Raw genomic sequence first — 17,326 nt, 5'->3', positions numbered from 1 at the left:
ATGGGGCGGGTATGCAAGGAAGTCCAGGACTGGGTCGAGGAACAGGTCGAGAAACCCATCGAGACCTGGGTGAACCAGTTGCAGAAAGTCTGCGAGGAGCAGGACTGCAACTGGTGGTGCCTGTGCTGCAACAAGTGGCTGTGCTGGATGACCTGGGTACTGGTGAAGGTCGTCACCTTCGTGGTCGTCACCGTCGGCAAGTGGGTTACGCGCGTGGTGTGCGAGATGGTCAACGTCGTGCTCGACGCGATCGGCTTCCTCGTCGAGATGGTTCTCAGCATCCCGATCCTCGGCGGCATTCTGCGCACCATCATCAACTGGGTGACCGAAGTGATCTGGCGCTTGGTCGGCTTGTTCGACTTCGTCGGCTCGCTGCTGGGCATCCGCCTGCGCAAGAAGATGTACTTCGGCGTGGTGGTGCCGTCGGTGAATGGCCGCCCCATCGTCACCGACGCCGATATCCAGCGCCAGGTCGACGCCGCCATCGATCTCTACGATCGTCTGTGCAACATCCGGATGATCTTCACCGGCATCTGCCACACCGACGTCGCGGCTCCCGACGACGGGTTGGTGGTTGGCTGCGACGGCGGCGGCTTTTTCAGCGACTGGTGGGTCGGTGGCTCGTATTTCGAGTTCGCCTCCGCCACCTGCAAGCCGAAGGACAGCTTCCGCAGGCTGATCGGACTGGGCGCGGAGATCATCGTGTTCATCGTGCGGGACGTCACCCCGAGCGGAACCAACGGCTGCAGCTTCGCCTCGACTCACAATTACGTGGTCATCGAGGCCAAGCCGACCGACCAGGCGTTCGTGGCCGCCCACGAGATGGGTCACGCCTGCTGGCTGCCGCACGACAGCGACACGGCCAACCTGATGAACCCGGTGACGCCGGTCGCCAACCCGGTGCTCACCAACGTGCAAATCGCGCTGGTGAGGTGGAGCAAGCATTGTGTGTACTTCTGAGCGGGGTCGACGGACATGAGCACATCGGAACGCGGGGATGCGGCAAAGGGAACGCCCGGCTGCAACGTGAGCTCGACGCTCAACTTCACCGTCGGGGTGCTTGCCATTGCCGCTGCCGTGGCCATCGCCAGCGGCCTGTGGTTCTGGCTGCGCTGATGGGTACATCGTCGTCTCTGCAACGTGCGCCTTTCGAGGGCATTTATCCAACGAGCTGGGAGGGCACCGGGATGAACTACCTGGATCAACCAAGCGACATGAATCGGCGCGTGTTCGTGAAGGGCCTGGGCCTCGTGAGCCTGGGCCTGGTCACCTCGGCGATGTTCGGCGGCTGCGAGCAACTCATCAAGGACATCCAGAACCGGCCGGTGCGCCGTTACCTGCGCACCGGCTCGCCGGAAGTCCAGCACGCGCTGGACGTCTATCGGGAGGCCGTCATCAAGATGCGTGCGCTGCCGGATTCCGACCCGCGCAGCTGGAATGCGCAGGCCGCCCTGCACGGAACGGTCAGCGGCGGCTTCAACCTGTGCCAGCACGGCACCGTGCATTTCTTCTCCTGGCACCGCGCCTATCTGCTGTATTTCGAACGCATCTGCCAGCAACTGACCGGGGAGAAGAGCTTCGGCCTGCCCTACTGGAACTGGAACCGGTACCCCGCGATGCATCCGGCGTTCACGGCCGCCGGCAGCGCCCTCGACCATCCGCGCAGCAACACCACCGTCGGGTCGAATGCCGCGTTCAACGATCCGACCATGACCACCATTCTCTCGGATGCGAACTTCATCACCTTCAGCTCGCAGCTCGAAGGCACGCCGCACAACACGGCACACGTCATCATCGGCATGGACATGGGTACGGGTGGCTCGCCGCAGGACCCGATTTTCTGGGCGCATCACTGCATGGTCGATTACTGCTGGGCCAAGTGGAACATCGAACTGCACAACGACAACCCGAGCGATCCGACCTGGATCAACACCACGTGGAATCATTTCGTCGATGGCAACGGAAACCCCGTCAGCATCAGCGCGGGTGTCACGCCGCTGCTGCCGCTGCTCAGCTACCGCTACGAAAGCAGCAGGGTCGGGGACTTTGCCACGCCGCTGGACATGCTCAGGCTGAGCGCGCAGCAGGCCAAGCTGATCGAGGCGCGCATCCGCAAGGGTGCGCCGGTGCGATTCGACATCAGGCGACGCGTGCCGATCGCCGCAAACGTAACGCTTCGCCTGGACCGCCCGGTGTCACGGCAGGCCCGCCTGACGACCGCGGACCTTGCGGCACTGCTGGAGTCCGACGCGCGCCGGGAACGCGTGTTCTTGAACGTGGACTACGCGCAGCAGCCGCAAGCCAACGACTTCTTCGTGCGCGTGTTCATCAACCTGCCGGATGCCAATGCGCAGACACCGACCAGCGACATCCACTACGCCGGCAGCTACGCTTTTTTCGGGACGCAGGCCACGTCCGACGATTCCGGTGATCACCCGTCGCATCATCACAAGACCGACTTCATCATCGATGTGACGCAGACGCTGAAGCGGCTGCACCGGAACGGCGTGGTGCGAACCGACCAGCCGCTGGCGGTGCAGATCGTGGCCGTGCCGGCCGAGGGCAAGTTCCGGCAACCGGCGATGCCGCTGATGCTGAAGAACGTCGGTTTCCTCATCGCGCCGGTACACGTGAGGGCCAGCGACGGATGAGCTTCCCCGGGCGCACCGGCCATCGGATACGGCAGCGCATGCAACTGCTGCTGGTGACACTGTGCCTGCATGCCGCCTGCGCCGGCGTGGCCGCCGGTGGCCACGAGCATGCCAGTTGCGCGGGCTCCGGGCACCGGTTGAGCCTGGCGGCGCCGACGCTGGAACAGCCTGTCGAGGCCGCTTCCGTCGCCGCGTCGGAGCAGGCGTTCGTCCGGGTGGTGGTCGCCGGGGTGGTCAATCCGCAGCGGATACCGATTTCCTTCGTGGTGCGTTTCCACGCCCGCGATGGCAAGGCCGGCTACCTCGGAAGCTTCAGCTTGTTTCCGCCGGACAACCCCGGCACGTTCATCGTCGCGACCGGGGGCAAACTGGAGGCGGGAGGAAGGGTGAGCATCACGCTCGTCCCGTTGCAGCCGGTGCCGGCGATGCAGGTCGTGAGCGTCTGCGTGGGCTCGGTGCGGTTCATCCGATGAGCCGCCCGGTATCGGTCCAGCGCGATCCGCGGCGGATCGCGAGGCCGCCTCGCGCCACGGCCGAAGGTGGTGGTGAAGGACAAATCCGGCGAACGCGGCGCACGATGGCGGTCGCCGGCATCGACGCGTTTTGTCGCGCCCGCTTCCCGTTGCCGCTTTCGTTGACCTGAATCAAGGCGACCCGGCCACCGCGCCGACACGCTTGCGCCACTTTGTCCACACCGGGCTCACGCTCCGGCACGGCGCATGATCGATCTCGCGTACAGCAGCTTCGGACTCACCCGTTTGCCCTTCCTCGATGCCATCGACGCGGTGGCGCGCGCGGGCTATGCGGGGATGGAGATCGCCTTTCATCGCGACCACTTCAATCCGTTCGACCTCGGAGATGACGATCTCGGTGCAGTGAAGCATCGACTGGCGCGCGCCGGCATCGCGCCGGCCTGCGTGGCCACCGCTTCGCACTTCTTCACGCCCTCGCGGCCGCACGAGCCTTCGCTGATGTCGCTGGACACGGCCGGGCGCAAGCGGCGCATCGACCTGGTCAAGCGCGGCATTCGCGTGGCGCGACAGCTGGGCACGAACCTGGTCACCTGCGGCAGCGGCTTCGTGCGCGAAGAGCATGTGCGCCAGCCGCAGGTGGACCCGCTCGACGTGCTGGCCGAGTCCATCCGCGAGTGTCTGGGCGAGATCCGCGACGACGACGACATCACCCTGCTGATCGAACCCGAGCCCGGCATGGCTATCGAGACGCTGGCGCAGGGCCAGGCGCTGATCGCCGCGGTCGGTTCGCCGCGCTTCGCGCTGCACATCGACCTCTGCCATGCCTACTGCTCCGAGCCGGACTACCTCGCCGCGCTGGCGCAGGCCGCGCCGCAGGCGCGTTACCTGCACATCTCCGATGCGCGCGCGGGCTGGAACCTGAAGATCGCGGAAGACAGCGACGCGCTCGCCGTCAACCTCGACCACGCCAGCACGCTGGTGTATTTCCCCGACGGTGCCGACTACCTCTTGCTGGATGGCAGTCACCCGCTGTACTTCGCCGATCGCGCGCCGGATGCCGCGCGGCAGCGGCGCATCGATGCCCTGCTGGCGCGTGCCGGTCTCGCGCGAGCGGCACGCTGGGTGGATTACGGCAGCCTGCACGCCGGCACCTCGCCGCTGGACGACGAGATCTTCACCTACCTGATCTCGGTGCCCGGCATCAGCTTCGACGCGCTGGAGCGCGCCCACCCGATCCTCGCCTGGTTGCGCGGCGCGCGCGGCCCCGCGCTGGTGGACGCCATGGTCGCCAACACGCGCACCGGCGTCGTGCATTTCCACGAGATCCCCGGCGAGGGCACGCTGGATCTGGCGGCCAGCTTCGCCGCGCTGAACGCGCACGGCTTCCATGGCTACGGTTCGGTGGAGCTTTATCACCACGTGGATGCGTGGCAGGAGGCGTTGCAGGCCAGCCATCGCCACCTCGCCGCCATCGCGCAGGGCTGATCGATGCGGATCGACCTCGACGCCTGGGGCTGGGCCGCCGACACCGTCGGCGAGCTGGACCACCGCCGGTTGAAGGCACCCAGCGTGAAGTTGCGCGGCGTGCACGCGGGGGCGGGCGGCGACGTGGTCTGCACCATCGACCTGCGCTGGCGCCTGCCCAATGCCGACGCCTGCCTGAGCACGGTCGAGGCGCATTCGCTGGAGCACTTCCTGCTGGAGGGTTTCGGCCGCCTGCTGCCGGGGCACTTCATCGGCGTGGGCGTGATGGGCTGCCGGACCGGTTTCTACCTCACGCTGTTGAACGAGGGTCGCCGCGAGGTGATCGAGCGGACCCTGGAAACCGTGCTCTACGGCGTGCTCGGCGCCACCGCCGTGCCCTACGCGCGCATCGAGCAATGCGGCCACTGGCGCCACCACGACCTGGCCGCCGCGCAGGCGGTGGCGCGCGAGGTGCTGGCGCGGCGCGCGGCGTGGCGGGAGGTCGCGTGAACGCGGCGGTCGCGCGTTGGCGGGTCAGCGAGACGCGCCGCGTCGAGTACGAGCTGTGCAACGTCGCGGACGTGTTCGACCCGGCCTGCGACGCCTTGCTGGCCGACGGCCGCCGCGCCGGCGGCCGCCGGTTCGTGGTGGTGGACGAGGTGGTGCTGCGTCACCACGGCGTGCGCCTCGCCGCCTACTTTGCGCAGCACGGCGTGACCGCGCGCATCGTCGCGCTGCCCGGCGGCGAGGGCGGCAAGACGATGGAGGCGTGGCAGCACCTGCTGCGCGCGCTGGACGAGTTCCCCATCCACCGCCGCGACGAGCCGATCCTGGCCATCGGCGGCGGCGTGCTCACCGACGTGGTCGGCTTCGTGGCCTCCAGCTATCGCCGCGGCGTGCCGCACATCAAGGTGCCCACCACCTTGATGGGCTACGTGGATGCGGCGGTGGGGATCAAGACCGGGATCAACTTCAACGGCCGCAAGAACCGCCTCGGCAGCTTCGAGCCGCCGCGCCGCGTGCTGCTGGATCGCAGCTTGCTGCGCACGCTGCCGCGCCGCCACCTGCACAACGGCGTGTGCGAGATCATCAAGCTCGCCGTGATCAAGGATGCGGCGCTGTTCGCGCAACTGGAACGCCACGGCGCCGCCAGCGTGGCCGGCGCGTTCCAGGGCGAGCACGGCGGCGCCATCCTCGACCGCGCCATCGACGACATGCTGCAGGAGTTGGCGCCCAACCTGTTCGAGGACGAGCTGGCACGCGTGGTCGACTTCGGCCACAGCTTCAGCTACGGCCTGGAAACGCGCCACGAGGATCGCCTGCTGCACGGCGAGGCGGTGCTGCTGGACATCTTGGTCTCCGTCGCCATCGCCCACCATCGCGGCCTGCTCGCCGATGCCGCCGCCGCGCGCATCCTCGCCCTGGTCGGCCGGCTCGGCCTCGCGCCGCCGCTGGAACTGCTCGACGGCGCGCTGATGTGGCAATCGCTGCTCGATCGCGTCGAGCACCGCAACGGCGCCCAGCGCGTGCCACTGCCGATCGCCGTCGGTGCCGGCGTGTTCGTCAACGACATCCGCCGCGGCGAACTCGACGCCGCCATCGCCACCCTGCAATCCTGGATCGCACCCGCCCATGACCGACTCGCCGAATGTTGACGCCGCGGAGATCGCCCACTTCGACCGCATTGCCCAACTGTGGTGGGACCCGCACGGCAAGATGGGCCAGTTGCACGCCATCAACGGCCTGCGCCTGCGCTTCATCACCGATCGGCTGACCGGCACCGCGCCGCGCGTCGTGGACGTGGGCTGCGGCGGCGGCATCCTCGCCGAGGCGCTGGCGAAACACGGCGCGCGGGTCACCGGCATCGACCTGTCCACGCTGTCGCTCAAGGTCGCGCGCCAGCATGCCGAGCGCGGCGCACTGGCCATCGACTACCGCGAGATCGACGTGGAAACACTGGCGCGCGAGGAAGCCGGCACGTTCGACGCGGTGACCTGCATGGAGATGCTCGAACACGTGCCCGAGCCGGCGCGCGTGATTGCCGCCTGCGCACGATTGCTCAAGCCCGGCGGCGTGGCGTTCTTCTCCACCATCAACCGCAACTTCAAGGCCTTCGCCTTCGCCATCGTGGCCGGCGAGTACATCCTCGGCCTGCTGCCGCGCGGCACGCACAGCTACCGCAAGCTGATCCGCCCGACCGAGATGCGCGCGTGGGCAAGCGCAGCGGGGCTGCAGTTCAACGCCGTGGCGAGCCTCATGTACCACCCGCTCAAGCGCAGCTTCCGCGTGGCGCCGGGGCGCGAGGACATCAACTACATGGCCAGCTTCACGAAGCGGGGTTGAACACATGCGCCGCTTCCTCGCCCTCTCGCGCTCGCTGCATGGCGTGCTCGACATCGCCATGCCCGGCTTCGTCGCCCTGCTGTGGCTCGGCCATTTCCCCGCCTGGCCGGTGCTGGCGCTCTGCCTGGGCACCGCACTGGCCGGCTACACCGCGATCTACGCGCTGAACGACCTGGCCGGCGTCCGCGACGACCGCCAGAAGGTGGCGCGCGGGCTCCCTCCCGGCTACGCGGTGGAGGCCTCCACGATGCGCTACCCGCTGGCACAGAACCTGATCAGCATGAAGGGCGCGCTGGCCTGGTTCGCGCTGTGGTTCGCGCTGGCCGTACTCGGCATCTGGCTGCTCAACCCGTGGATCCTCGCCATCCTGTTTGCCGCGGCACTGCTGGAACTGGCCTACGTGAAACTGCTCAAGGTCACCTGGTGGCGCACCGTGGTCAGCGGCCTGGTGAAATCCGCCGGCCCCGTCGCCGCCGTGTTCGCGGTAGTGCCGTCGCCCTCGCTGGCGGGACTGGCGCTGATGCTGGGCTGGCTGATGCTGTGGGAAGTGGGCGGGCAGAACATCCCCGCCGACTGGAACGACATCGAGGAGGATCGCGCCATCGGCGCGCGCACCATCCCGCTGGTGTTCGGCCTGCGCGTCGCCGGCTGGCTGGTGCTCGGGCTGCTCGCCCTCACTGTGGCCGGCAGCCTGCTGCTGGCGCGGCTCTCGCCGCTGATGCTGGGCTGGTCGTTCCAGCTCGCCGTGTTGCTGGCTGGTGTGGTGCTGCTGGTGGTGCCGGCGGTGCGGCTGGCGGTGACCCGCGATGGCCGCGCTGCGGCGCGACTGTTTGATCGTTCCAGTTTGTATCCGTTGGCGTTGTTGCTGATCGTGACGGCGTTCGTGCTGTTGCCTTGAACGGGTTGGCCACGCCGAAGCTCGGTGCATGAGTCGGAAGGCCGTGGACTGTCTTGACGAGTGGTCTGTCCGCGGACCAAGTGCGCAGGCTGCCTCGACCATCTGTAGGAGCGCACCTTGTGCGCGATGCTCTTGCGCTTGTTGCATTCAAAGGCAAGAGCTTTCGTCTGCCTACGGCAGCCGAGTTACTTTCTCTTTGCGTGGCCAAAGAGAAAGATAACCAAAGAGAAAGGCCACCCCGCTTGGCGCTTGCCGGGCATCCTGCCCGGCAAGTCCGTGAGCCGGGGCCGGGCTTTTCGACATCACATCCATGTGCTGGCGAAAAGGCATCGGCATCCATGCCGATGCCCGCTACGCGGCCTGTCGTCCCCGCCTCACCGCCGCACAGGGGCCCCGGGCAGAGCAGCGGGCCATCGTGGCCCGCACTTTTCAGAAGAGCCAGAGCAAAGCGGAAGCGGCGCGCCGGCCGCTTCCTCCTTTATTTAAGGTCCTTCCGGCTTTAGCGTGGGTAAACATCGAGGCCGCCGCAGAAGAAGTAGGCGGCGGTCTTGAAGTGTTCGGGGTTGCGGTAACCGCAGGCCCGGCGCTTGATGGCCATGAGCTTGCTGTTGATGCCTTCGGCGACGGCGTTGGTGATGCGTAGGCGACAGTAGGTGACTATGTTGTCCAGACGCCGCTTGAGCATGTGGGCAACTTGCCGGATGGGCTCCAGGCGGCTGTGCGTGGCCCAGTGGAACCAGTGTTTGAAGTAACGGCGTGCCCATGCCTCACGCCGGTAGGACCACAGGTGGCGCAAGGCCTCCTTGATCGCCCAGGCACGAGCCACCTTGAGGTTCTGCCCCATCAGGTCACGCAGTTGATGCCGTCGCTGCTGGGGCAGGTTTTCCCGGCTGTAGAGCCACAGGTATTTGGTTCGCGCCAAGGTGTTGTCCCCGGTCGCGCGCAGGGCCCGATGCTCTGCCTTGCGTACCGCATCCACGGCTTGCCCCATGTGCTGCATGATGTGGAAGCGATCGAAGACGATCTTGTCGGTGGCCGCGGGGACATGCGACACGGTGGCCTGGAAATAGGGATCCCACATGTCCATGGCCACCGCCTGGATGTGCTCACACTGCTCCGGCGTCAGGGTCTCGTAGAACTCTGCCAGCGATCCACGCGTGCGCTCATCTGCCATGTACTCGATGGTGGAACGATCCACGTCACTGACAATGGTCGTGTACGAATGGCCTTTGCGGAACGCCTTTTCATCCACGCCGATCCGACGCAGCGACAGCGGCCCCTTGCGCGACTGACCACGGCGCACCGCTCGCTCCATGACGCCGAACACCTCGTCCCAGGACAGATGCAGCAGCCGGCAGGTGCCACTGACCGTGGCGCACTGCTGCAGCACGTCGATGATCCAGCGCTCCATCAGCAACGTGAAGCGAGAGCGTGGCTCGGCCCAAGGCACCGCGACCTGCACCACGCCGTGATCCGGGCAGCGAACACGAGGCACCCGTGCCTTGAGGATCGTCTGCAGCTGGCAGGTATCCAAGTGGCGCCAAGCGCGCGCCGGCGCATGGTCATGGACCGGCAGTTCCTGGTCGCACTTGGGGCAACGCCAGCGACATCCCTCCGGATGATCCACCTCTACCTCAACCCGATTCCCTGGTAGATCCAGATGAACATCCGCTACTCGCCAGGGTGCTGATAGACCAAGGATCTGCCGGTATAGCTCTACATCGCGCATTGGACGGGCTCCGCTCACCGCTCCCGCCCATCCTCCTATCCCCAGCTACCCACGGGAATCCCGGAAGGACCTTATTTAATTTCCTCCGTCCCGGTTTCGCGGCTGACCCGCGATGGCCGTGCTGCTGCGCGACTGTTTGATCGTTCCAGTTTGTATCCGCTGGCGTTGTTGCTGATCGTTACGGTGGTTGTGGTGTGGCCCTGAGGAGGCTGGCCGCGCCAAAGCTCGGCGCATGATCGCGGGAAGGGGTCCTCCGATTTACTAGTGCCGATTGTGGAACTCTGCTTTCGACCATAGACCTTTCGCCATCGTGCCAATGACTATGGTACGGGCACGTCCGGGACGCCTGTGAGATGATCCTATATGGGTAAGTATGCGCATATGTATCTGGCCGCAGTTGTTAGGCTCGAAATCTCCGCCATCGAACAACCAAAGAAAACTCATGAGCACTAAACCAACAGTTAGTCAGGACGAAGTCGAAGAGTGGTTCGAGGATGAGACATCAGAAGCATCCGGGGCCGCTGCCGTGCAACCGCAGGACCCCGGCGAGAAATACGCCCGGAGCCAGCTAAGGGTCGTGCGGGAGACTAAGGACTATCAGCTCGACTACTTGAAACACGCGCTTCAGCCTGGCAAAGAACTGATCGATACTGCGCCCGGTTACCAGCGACGACTTCGTTGGACTAATAAGAAACGGTCACTTTTGATCGAATCGTTTCTACTCAACATTCCTGTGCCTCCCGTGTTCCTATTTGAGCACGATTATAACGAGTATGAAGTCATTGATGGCAGGCAGAGGATCGAAACTATTCGATCTTTTCTGGCAAACGACTTCCCTCTCTCCAGTCTCGAGTACTGGCCGGAACTAGAGAAAAAAAGATTCAATGACCTGCCGATAGTTTTACAAAAAGGATTACTGCGTCGAAGTCTGCCTGCGGTTGTTCTGCTCGCTGAGACGAAGGGGGTAGGCGCAGATGATATTGATGTCCGCCGCGTACTGTTCGACCGTTTGAATACAGGAGGGATTAGACTTAATCCACAGGAGTTGCGTAATGCACTCTACCCGGGAAAACTTAATGCACTGTTGATTCGATTGGCACGAACCGACCCGTTCACAAAGACCTGGGGAATTCCGCCATTCAAAAATACCGAAGACACCGAACCTTCTGAAGAATTACTAAAAAACGCATTGTTTGCCTCTCTCGCTGACGCCGAGCTTGTGCTCCGAGTCTTCGCGCTTCAAGATGCAATAGTAAATAATCGATCTGGTTCATTGCGGCGGATTCTAGATAAATTTATGGACAGAAATAAAGACATTGGCTCCTCAGAGGAAAATGATCTAGAAACCCGATTCACCCAGACTCTGTCGCGTTTGGTCGATGTCTTTGACCAAGCGCCATTTCGATTGCCAACGACCAAGCGGCCGAGCCGCCCTCTGTACGATGCGCTAATGATCGCGCTTAGTCTAAAGCCTCAAACAGCTGTCGAAAGCCGCAAGGCCGAGATTAACGCGGCTATGTCTCGCGCATTAAGCAACCGCTCTTCATACGAGATACTTGTCGGTCGAGGTAATACGATCGAATCTGTTAGGCAGCGCGTCGAATTGGCCACATATATTTTGCAGTCCTAATGCAGATCACCATGAGCCAGATCGACATAAGTGGGCTAGACTCAGTCCTTCGAGACCTAGATGCAGATGTGGGGCGGGCGGAGCATCTTCTTGCCCTTGTAAAAAGCTTCAAGGATTTCGGAGCCAGCACTCCTCCGGCCAAGGACGCCGAGGACGCGGATCTGTGGCCGGCCGCGACATCGTTGCATGAAGCTTCGAAGTGTCGACGAACGGACTTGCCAGTTTTATCGGGATCATTGCAGCTATATCTAGCCGGCCGCTTTGAGTACTGCATTCGGCAGATAGTGGAAGTAGTCGCGGATCAAATCGCATCACGTTCGTCCAGTTATTCCGACTTGCCCGACGCAATCAGAAGGGCGGTTTCAAGGTCCACGTGCAACATGATCAGTGAATCGTTCCTGCTTCTGCCTCAGCCAGTCTGAGGTGGTCGTTGTAAACCTCCAGCGGGGTGCGGAATTGATGGCGCTTTCGCGGCCGCGTGTTGAGGCTCAGGGCGATCTGGTCCAGCTCGGCCTGGCTGTAGACGGACAGGTCCGTGCCCTTGGGCAGGTACTGCCGCAACAGACCGTTGGTGTTTTCGTTGCTGCCGCGCTGCCACGGGCTGTGCGGGTCGGCGAAGTACACCTGCACGCCGGTGCGCAAGGTCAGTGCCGCGTGATAACTCATCTCCTTGCCCTGGTCGTACGTCAGCGTCTTGCGCAGCGCTTCGGGGATGCCCTTCAAGGCCTTGCCGAAGCTCTCCAGCGCGTCGGCCGCGCTGGCGCTGCTCATCTTGGCCAGCACCACGAAGCCGCTGGTGCGCTCGACCAGCGTGCCCACCGAGGAACGGTTGCCTGCGCCCTTGATGAGATCGCCCTCCCAGTGACCCGGGATCAGGCGATCGGCAACCTCTGGCGGGCGGACGTGGATGCTCTGCATGTCCGGGATCTGGCCGCGCCGGTCGGTGCCGCGCGTGCGTGGCTTGCGTGTGCTGCGGCCTTGCCGCAAGCATCCGATCAGTTCCTTGCGCAGTTCGCCGCGAGGCACCAGGTACACCGCGGTGTAGATCGTTTCGTGGGACACCCGGTAGCTCGCTGTATCAGGAAACCCTCGCGCCAGTATCCCGGCGATCTGCTCCGGCGACCAGCGCGCCCGCAGCAGCGCTTGTACCGTCTCCCACAGGGCGGGGTCACCCAGTTTCCGTGGTACCCGTGGCTTGGCCCGGCACTGCTCGCGGTGATGTTGTGCCGCCTGCGCCTGGTAGCTATCCGGGGAAGCGCTCGCTCGACGGCACTCGCGACTGATCGTGCTTGGTGCGCGCCCCAGCGATCTTCCCATGGCTCGCAAGCTGTCGCCCGACGCCAGGCGCTGCTGGATCTCCACTCGCTCGTTCAGGGTCAATTCGTTGTACGTTCTCATCGCAACAGCCTATGTCAGATGCGGCATGGTGTTGCACGTGGAGTTTGAGTCGGCCAAGTTAAATAGAGAAGGTAGCGTCCGGCGCGTTGCTCCGGCTCCGCTCTGGCTCTTCTGAAAAGTGCGGGCCAGGATGGCCCGCTGCTCTATCCGGGGCCCCTGTGCGGCGGTGAGTCGGGGACGACAGGCCGCGTAGCGGGCATCGGCATGGACGCTGATGCCTTTTCGCCAGCACATGGATGTGCTGTCGAAAAGCCCGGCCCCGGCTCACGGACTTGCCGCCCATGGATGGGCGGCAAGCGCCAAGCGGGGTGGCCTTTCTCTTTGGTTATCTTTCTCTTTGGCCACGCAAAGAGAAAGTAACTCGGCTGCCGCAGGCAGACGAAAGCTCTTGCCTTTGAATGCAACAAGCGCAAGAGCATCGCGCACAGGGTGCGCTCCTACAGGTGCTGGTTATGCGGGGAAATTCGGTTGCCGCAAGCGATCGACCGCTCAGGCCATATCGTGGCGAACCACCATCCCCCGACCGCCCTACCGCATGATCCCCGTATGCCCCAACGAATACCGCCCCGGCTGCGGCCACACGGTGAGGCCATGTGGTTCCATGCCGACCTTGATCTTGCGCACCTTGCCGGTGGTGGTGTCGATGGCGTAGACGACATCGTCGAAGCGGCCGGAGAGCCACAGCATGCGGCCGTCGGCGCTGACGTTGCCCATGTCGGGGCTGCCGCCGTGGGGGATCGGCCAGGTGGCGACGACCTGGCGGGTGGCGAAGTCGATCACCGAGACGCTGCCCTTGCCCTTGCGTGGACCGTGGATCTTGTGCGTGCCGCGGTTGGCCACGTACAGGCGCGTGCCGTCGCGGCTGGGGTAGAGGCCGTGGGTGCCGATGCCGGTGGCGATGAAGCCGATCTTGGTGAAGCTGTCGCCGTCGATCAGGTAGACGCCGTCGGCCATCATGTCGGCGACGTAGAACACCTTGCCGTCGGGCGAGACGCGGATGTCCTGCGGCATGCCGCGGTGTTTCAGCGGCAGGTAGCCGAGCACCTTGTGCGCGGCCATGTCGATCTTGGCCAGCTTGCCGCCGAACTCGCAGGTGAAGATCGCGTAGCGCCCGTCGATGGAAAAGTCGGCGTGGTTGATGCCCTTGCAGCCGGGCACCGGCAGGCGGAACTGCAGCGCCATCGTGTGCGGGTCGCGGAAATCGAGCCGGGCGTCTTCCTCGGCAACCACGATGGCGTGCTTGCCGTCCGGGCTGAAGTACATGTTGTACGGGTCGTCGACCGCCACCGCCTGGCCGGGCTTGCCGGTGGTCGGGTCGATCGGGGTGAGGCTGCCGTCGGGGCGGTCCTCGGCGTTGTTGGTGACCCACAGCGTGCGCAGGTCGTAGGCCGGCACCACGTGCTGCGGGCTGCGGCCCACCTTGAAGGTGTCGACCACCTTGAACGTCACCGGGTCGATCACGCTGACGCTGTCCGAGCGCAGGTTGGGCACGTAGATGCGCGCCAGCGCGCCGGCCACCGCGGGGCTGAGCATGTTGACGCCGGCATCGCCATAGAGGTTGGCCGGGTTGGTCACCGGCGGCATGCCGGCGACGGTCTGCACGCCGCCGGCGAACGCCGCGCCGCTGGCGAGCCAGGCGAGCAGGGCGAAGCCGGCGCGGCGGCGGTGCGGGTGAGAGGTGTGCGCGTTGATGGTGAAGGTCCTCGGCAGCATGTCCGGTCCACGAATGTCGGTTGGGGGGTGCGGGCAGGTCAGTGTCCGGCGACGTCCTTGCGGATCGCCTCGACCGTCTGCGCCACGATCAGGTCCACGCCGAGCTGGCCCAGCGCGGCGGTGGCGCGACGCGGATCGCCGCCGTAGACGCCGTCGGCCGCGCCCGGCGCGTTCGCGTGGCGCAGTGTATCGGCGCGCACCATCGACGGTGCGACTGCCAGCTGAAGCGAGGTGTCGGCGAGCGCCGCGTGGGTGCCGATCTCGTCGTCGCGGTAACCGCGCCGGCGCAGCAGCGCGGCGTACCCGGGGGAGCTGGCGGCGTAGTATTCCGGCGGCGCGAACGCGTGCTTGGGCGAACCGGCCCAGTGCTTGTTGAGCCGGTCCACCACGCGGCGCAGGTCGCGCTGATAGCCGCCGTGGTCGCCGAGCAGCACGACGTGGCGAAAGCCGTGCGCCGCCAGGCTTTCGGCCGCCGACGCCAGCATCTGCTCGAACGCGGCATCGGGCACCGTGATGGTGCCGGGAAAACGCATGTGCCCGCTCGGCGGCGCGATGTTGCCCTCGGGCACGTAGGCGACCACCGGCGCCACCAGCGCGTTGCCCAGCGCGCGCGCGATCCGCTCGGCCAGCGCCGCGGCGCGCGCGTTGTGCTTGCCCAGCGCGATATACGGCCCGCTCTGCTCCGTACCGCCGATCGGGATGATGACGGTGGTGCTGCCGGTCTCGATGCGCGCGCGCAACTCGGTCCAGGTCAGTTCCTGCAACTGCACCGTGGGCGGCTGCGCGCAGGCCGCCTGCGCCAGCATCAGCAGCAGGGCGAGGCCGAGGAGCTTGCGGTGATTCAGCAGGAACTTGCGCACGCGGGCGGGAAAGGGCGATCGATCATCCGCGCACATTGGAACAGCGCTGCGCCGCGCGCAAGCCCGTTGCGGCGCGGCAACGGGCCTGGCCGCTTTCAGTGTGACAGGTCGACCGCGTACACCGCCGTGCCGTCGCCGTTGTCCTTGAGCTGGCGGATGTTGTGCAGCCCTGCCGCTTTCGCCACATCGAGCTTGTTCGCCGCGCCGGTGAACACCACCGGGCCGCGCGTATTCAGCGGGGCGAACCGCCAGGAGGTGGCTTCGAGGTCGGCCGCGTCGAGGTGCTGCTTGCGCTCGATCCAGTGGGCCAGGATCTCGCGCGTGCCGTCGGGCGCGGCCAGCACGATGTTGCTGCCGTCGAGGCCGGGGAAGTGGCCGCCGCCGCTGGCGCGGTAGTTGTTGGTGACCACGACGAACGGCTGCGTCGGCGCGACCGGCTTGCCCTGGAAGGTGAGCGTGGTGATGCGCTCGCCGGCCGGCCTGGACACGTCGATCACGTAGTGGATGCCGCCCTGGATCTGGTCGAAGTTGTAGCCGGTGTAGCGGCTGTTGATCAGCGCCTGCTCGCCGGTCTGCTCCGGGTCGATGCGGTTGAAGCGCCGCGCGGACTGCTCCAGCCAGGCCTTGAGGCCGGCGCCGTCGATCTTCACCGCGGCCAGCGTGTTGGGATAGAAGTACAGGTCGGCGGCGCTGCGCAGGGTCAGCGGGCCGGCGGCCACGTCGGTGTAGTCGGCCGGGCCGCCGAAGCCGGTGCGGAACGCGGCGGCGGCCCCGAGCACCGGCACGTCGGCCAGCTCGGGATGGGTGAGCGGCAGTTCGCGGCGCACGTAGTCGATCTGCGCGGCATTGACCGGCGCCAGCGCGGTCATGTTGCCCTCGTCGGCGAAGTAGCTGCTCATGCGCAGCGCGCTCGTGCCGATCGGCGTGTTGACGTAGGCGACCGCGGCCTGCTGCACGCCCGCCACCAGTGGCGCGATCGCGGGGTCCGCCGGCACGCAGTCGTGCTTGTCCTTGCAGATCGGCCGCACCTCGCTGTGGCTGTTGTCCCGGTCGACCACCCAGCGGCCGTCCTGGCGGTTGAGCACCAGCGCGACCAGGCCCAGGTCCTTGCCGAAGAAGCCGCCCATCACCGCCGGCACGTTGCGCACGAAACCGCGGCGGGCGTCGACGTCCTTCATGCCGGCGTAGCGCGGGCCGGGGAATTCGGTGTGCGAGTGGCCGAGCAGCAGCACCTCGATGCCGGGCACGCCGGCCAGGTACCAGCCGGCGTTCTCCATGTCGCTGGTGTAGGGGTGGGTGTCCAGGCCGCCGTGCAGCAACGCCACGACCAGGTCGGGATGTTGCGCCTGCAGTTCGGGCAGGTATTTGCGCGCGGCCTCGACCACGCCGGCGACGGTGACCTTGCCGGCCAGGTGGTGCTGGTCCCACTGCATGATCGGCGGCGGGGTGAAGCCGATGATGCCGACCTTCAGCGGCACCCTGATGTGGCTGCCGTCGGGCGTGTAGGCGTCGATGGTCTTCTGCACGATCGTCCACGGCTTGAAGATCGGCGCGCCATCGCGTGTGCTGTAGACGTTGGCCAGCACCAGCGGGAAATGCGGCCCGGCGCAATGCGTGCTGCGGCTGCCGTCGACGTTCATCGGCGTGCCGGTGACCTGGGACAGGAAGCCCAGCCCGTAGTTGAACTCGTGGTTGCCGGGCGTGCCGCCGTCGTAGCCGACCGCGTCCATCGCGCGGTACATCGCCAGTTCCTGGTCGCAGGCCACCGGCTTGACCAGCGCCTGGTAGTCGGCCAGCACGCTGCCCTGGATGGTGTCGCCCGAATCGAACAGGAAATGGTTGGGGTACTCGGCGCGCGCACGCCGGATCAGCGTGGCGGTGCGCTCGAAGCCGACCGTGGGATCGTCCTTCAGCCGGTAGTAGTCGTAGCTGAGCACGGTGGCGTGGATGTCGGTGGTTTCCAGGATCGCCACCTGCGCGCGGGCGCCGTCGGGCACGCGGCCGGAGCGCCACGGCAGCGCGGAGCAGCCGGCCAGCGCCAGTGCGGCCAGCGCCAGCAGGGGGAGGGCGAACGGGGTGGATCGGACGGACATGAAGGTTCCGGGAACAGCCGCTGAGGGGACGGCCAAAGCTAGCAGATCGGACGGCTGCCGCGGTGCCCGACGAG

Annotated in this window: 14 protein-coding genes; 9 read left to right on the top strand and 5 right to left on the bottom strand. The window is 65.8% G+C overall.

Going from position 1 to position 17,326, the window contains the following annotated elements; all coding sequences use genetic code 11:
• The 8 genes from ACVCMB_RS11230 to ACVCMB_RS11195 all read left to right on the top strand — a co-directional run bounded on the left by ACVCMB_RS11230 (position 1) and on the right by ACVCMB_RS11195 (position 7,829).
• Positions 1-960, top strand: a complete 960-nt coding sequence (locus ACVCMB_RS11230) for a hypothetical protein (protein ID WP_395120564.1) — start codon at positions 1-3, stop codon at positions 958-960.
• Positions 945-2,651 (top strand): tyrosinase family protein, encoded by a 1,707-nt coding sequence (locus tag ACVCMB_RS11225; RefSeq protein ID WP_447110564.1) that lies wholly within the window; start codon positions 945-947, stop codon positions 2,649-2,651. Before ACVCMB_RS11230 ends, ACVCMB_RS11225 begins: the two co-directional genes overlap by 16 nt.
• A 38-nt stretch (positions 2,652-2,689) precedes the next feature.
• Complete coding sequence (locus tag ACVCMB_RS11220; protein ID WP_447101415.1) at positions 2,690-3,124, top strand: hypothetical protein; 435 nt, start codon at positions 2,690-2,692, stop codon at positions 3,122-3,124.
• A 246-nt stretch (positions 3,125-3,370) separates the two neighbouring features.
• Entirely contained in the window at positions 3,371-4,609 is a 1,239-nt protein-coding gene (locus tag ACVCMB_RS11215) for a sugar phosphate isomerase/epimerase family protein (RefSeq protein WP_447106958.1), read from the top strand.
• Between the two features lie 3 nt (positions 4,610-4,612).
• Positions 4,613-5,098 carry an S-ribosylhomocysteine lyase gene (locus tag ACVCMB_RS11210; RefSeq protein WP_395120557.1) on the top strand — a complete coding sequence of 162 codons (486 nt, stop codon included), beginning with the start codon at positions 4,613-4,615 and terminating at the stop codon, positions 5,096-5,098.
• Positions 5,095-6,243, top strand: a complete 1,149-nt coding sequence (locus ACVCMB_RS11205; RefSeq protein ID WP_447106957.1) for a sedoheptulose 7-phosphate cyclase — start codon at positions 5,095-5,097, stop codon at positions 6,241-6,243. Before ACVCMB_RS11210 ends, ACVCMB_RS11205 begins: the two co-directional genes overlap by 4 nt.
• Positions 6,221-6,931: a bifunctional 2-polyprenyl-6-hydroxyphenol methylase/3-demethylubiquinol 3-O-methyltransferase UbiG gene (gene ubiG, locus ACVCMB_RS11200; protein ID WP_447106956.1), complete on the top strand. Its 711-nt coding sequence runs from the start codon at positions 6,221-6,223 to the stop codon at positions 6,929-6,931. The genes ACVCMB_RS11205 and ubiG overlap by 23 nt, the downstream gene beginning before the upstream one ends.
• Positions 6,932-6,935: 4 nt before the next feature.
• On the top strand, positions 6,936-7,829 hold the full coding sequence (locus ACVCMB_RS11195; protein WP_447106955.1) for a UbiA prenyltransferase family protein: 894 nt from the start codon (positions 6,936-6,938) through the stop codon (positions 7,827-7,829).
• 499 nt (positions 7,830-8,328) lie between these two features.
• On the opposite strand, the gene ACVCMB_RS11190 is transcribed toward ACVCMB_RS11195, so the two are convergent.
• On the bottom strand, positions 8,329-9,558 hold the full coding sequence (locus tag ACVCMB_RS11190) for an ISL3 family transposase (protein WP_395118704.1): 1,230 nt from the start codon (positions 9,556-9,558) through the stop codon (positions 8,329-8,331).
• 442 nt (positions 9,559-10,000) lie between these two features.
• On the opposite strand from ACVCMB_RS11190, the gene ACVCMB_RS11185 reads away from it, so the two are divergent.
• On the top strand, positions 10,001-11,188 hold the full coding sequence (locus ACVCMB_RS11185; protein WP_447106954.1) for a DUF262 domain-containing protein: 1,188 nt from the start codon (positions 10,001-10,003) through the stop codon (positions 11,186-11,188).
• Between the two features lie 384 nt (positions 11,189-11,572).
• Here ACVCMB_RS11185 and ACVCMB_RS11180 read toward each other — a convergent pair whose 3' ends face one another.
• The 4 genes from ACVCMB_RS11180 to ACVCMB_RS11165 form a co-directional block, all read right to left on the bottom strand.
• Positions 11,573-12,586: an IS30 family transposase gene (locus tag ACVCMB_RS11180; RefSeq protein ID WP_447105661.1), complete on the bottom strand. Its 1,014-nt coding sequence runs from the start codon at positions 12,584-12,586 to the stop codon at positions 11,573-11,575.
• A gap of 528 nt (positions 12,587-13,114) precedes the next feature.
• The gene (locus tag ACVCMB_RS11175) at positions 13,115-14,299 is read right to left on the bottom strand and encodes a YVTN family beta-propeller repeat protein (protein ID WP_447106953.1); all 1,185 of its coding nucleotides are present in this window, start codon (positions 14,297-14,299) and stop codon (positions 13,115-13,117) included.
• A gap of 38 nt (positions 14,300-14,337) precedes the next feature.
• Positions 14,338-15,159, bottom strand: a complete 822-nt coding sequence (locus ACVCMB_RS11170; RefSeq protein WP_447106952.1) for a creatininase family protein — start codon at positions 15,157-15,159, stop codon at positions 14,338-14,340.
• Between the two features lie 95 nt (positions 15,160-15,254).
• Positions 15,255-17,252: a bifunctional 2',3'-cyclic-nucleotide 2'-phosphodiesterase/3'-nucleotidase gene (locus ACVCMB_RS11165; RefSeq protein WP_447106951.1), complete on the bottom strand. Its 1,998-nt coding sequence runs from the start codon at positions 17,250-17,252 to the stop codon at positions 15,255-15,257.
• Positions 17,253-17,326 lie beyond the last annotated feature (74 nt).

This window comes from Rhodanobacter sp. UC4443_H10, from assembly GCF_052978325.1.
This window is presented reverse-complemented; position numbering and strand designations above follow the sequence as displayed.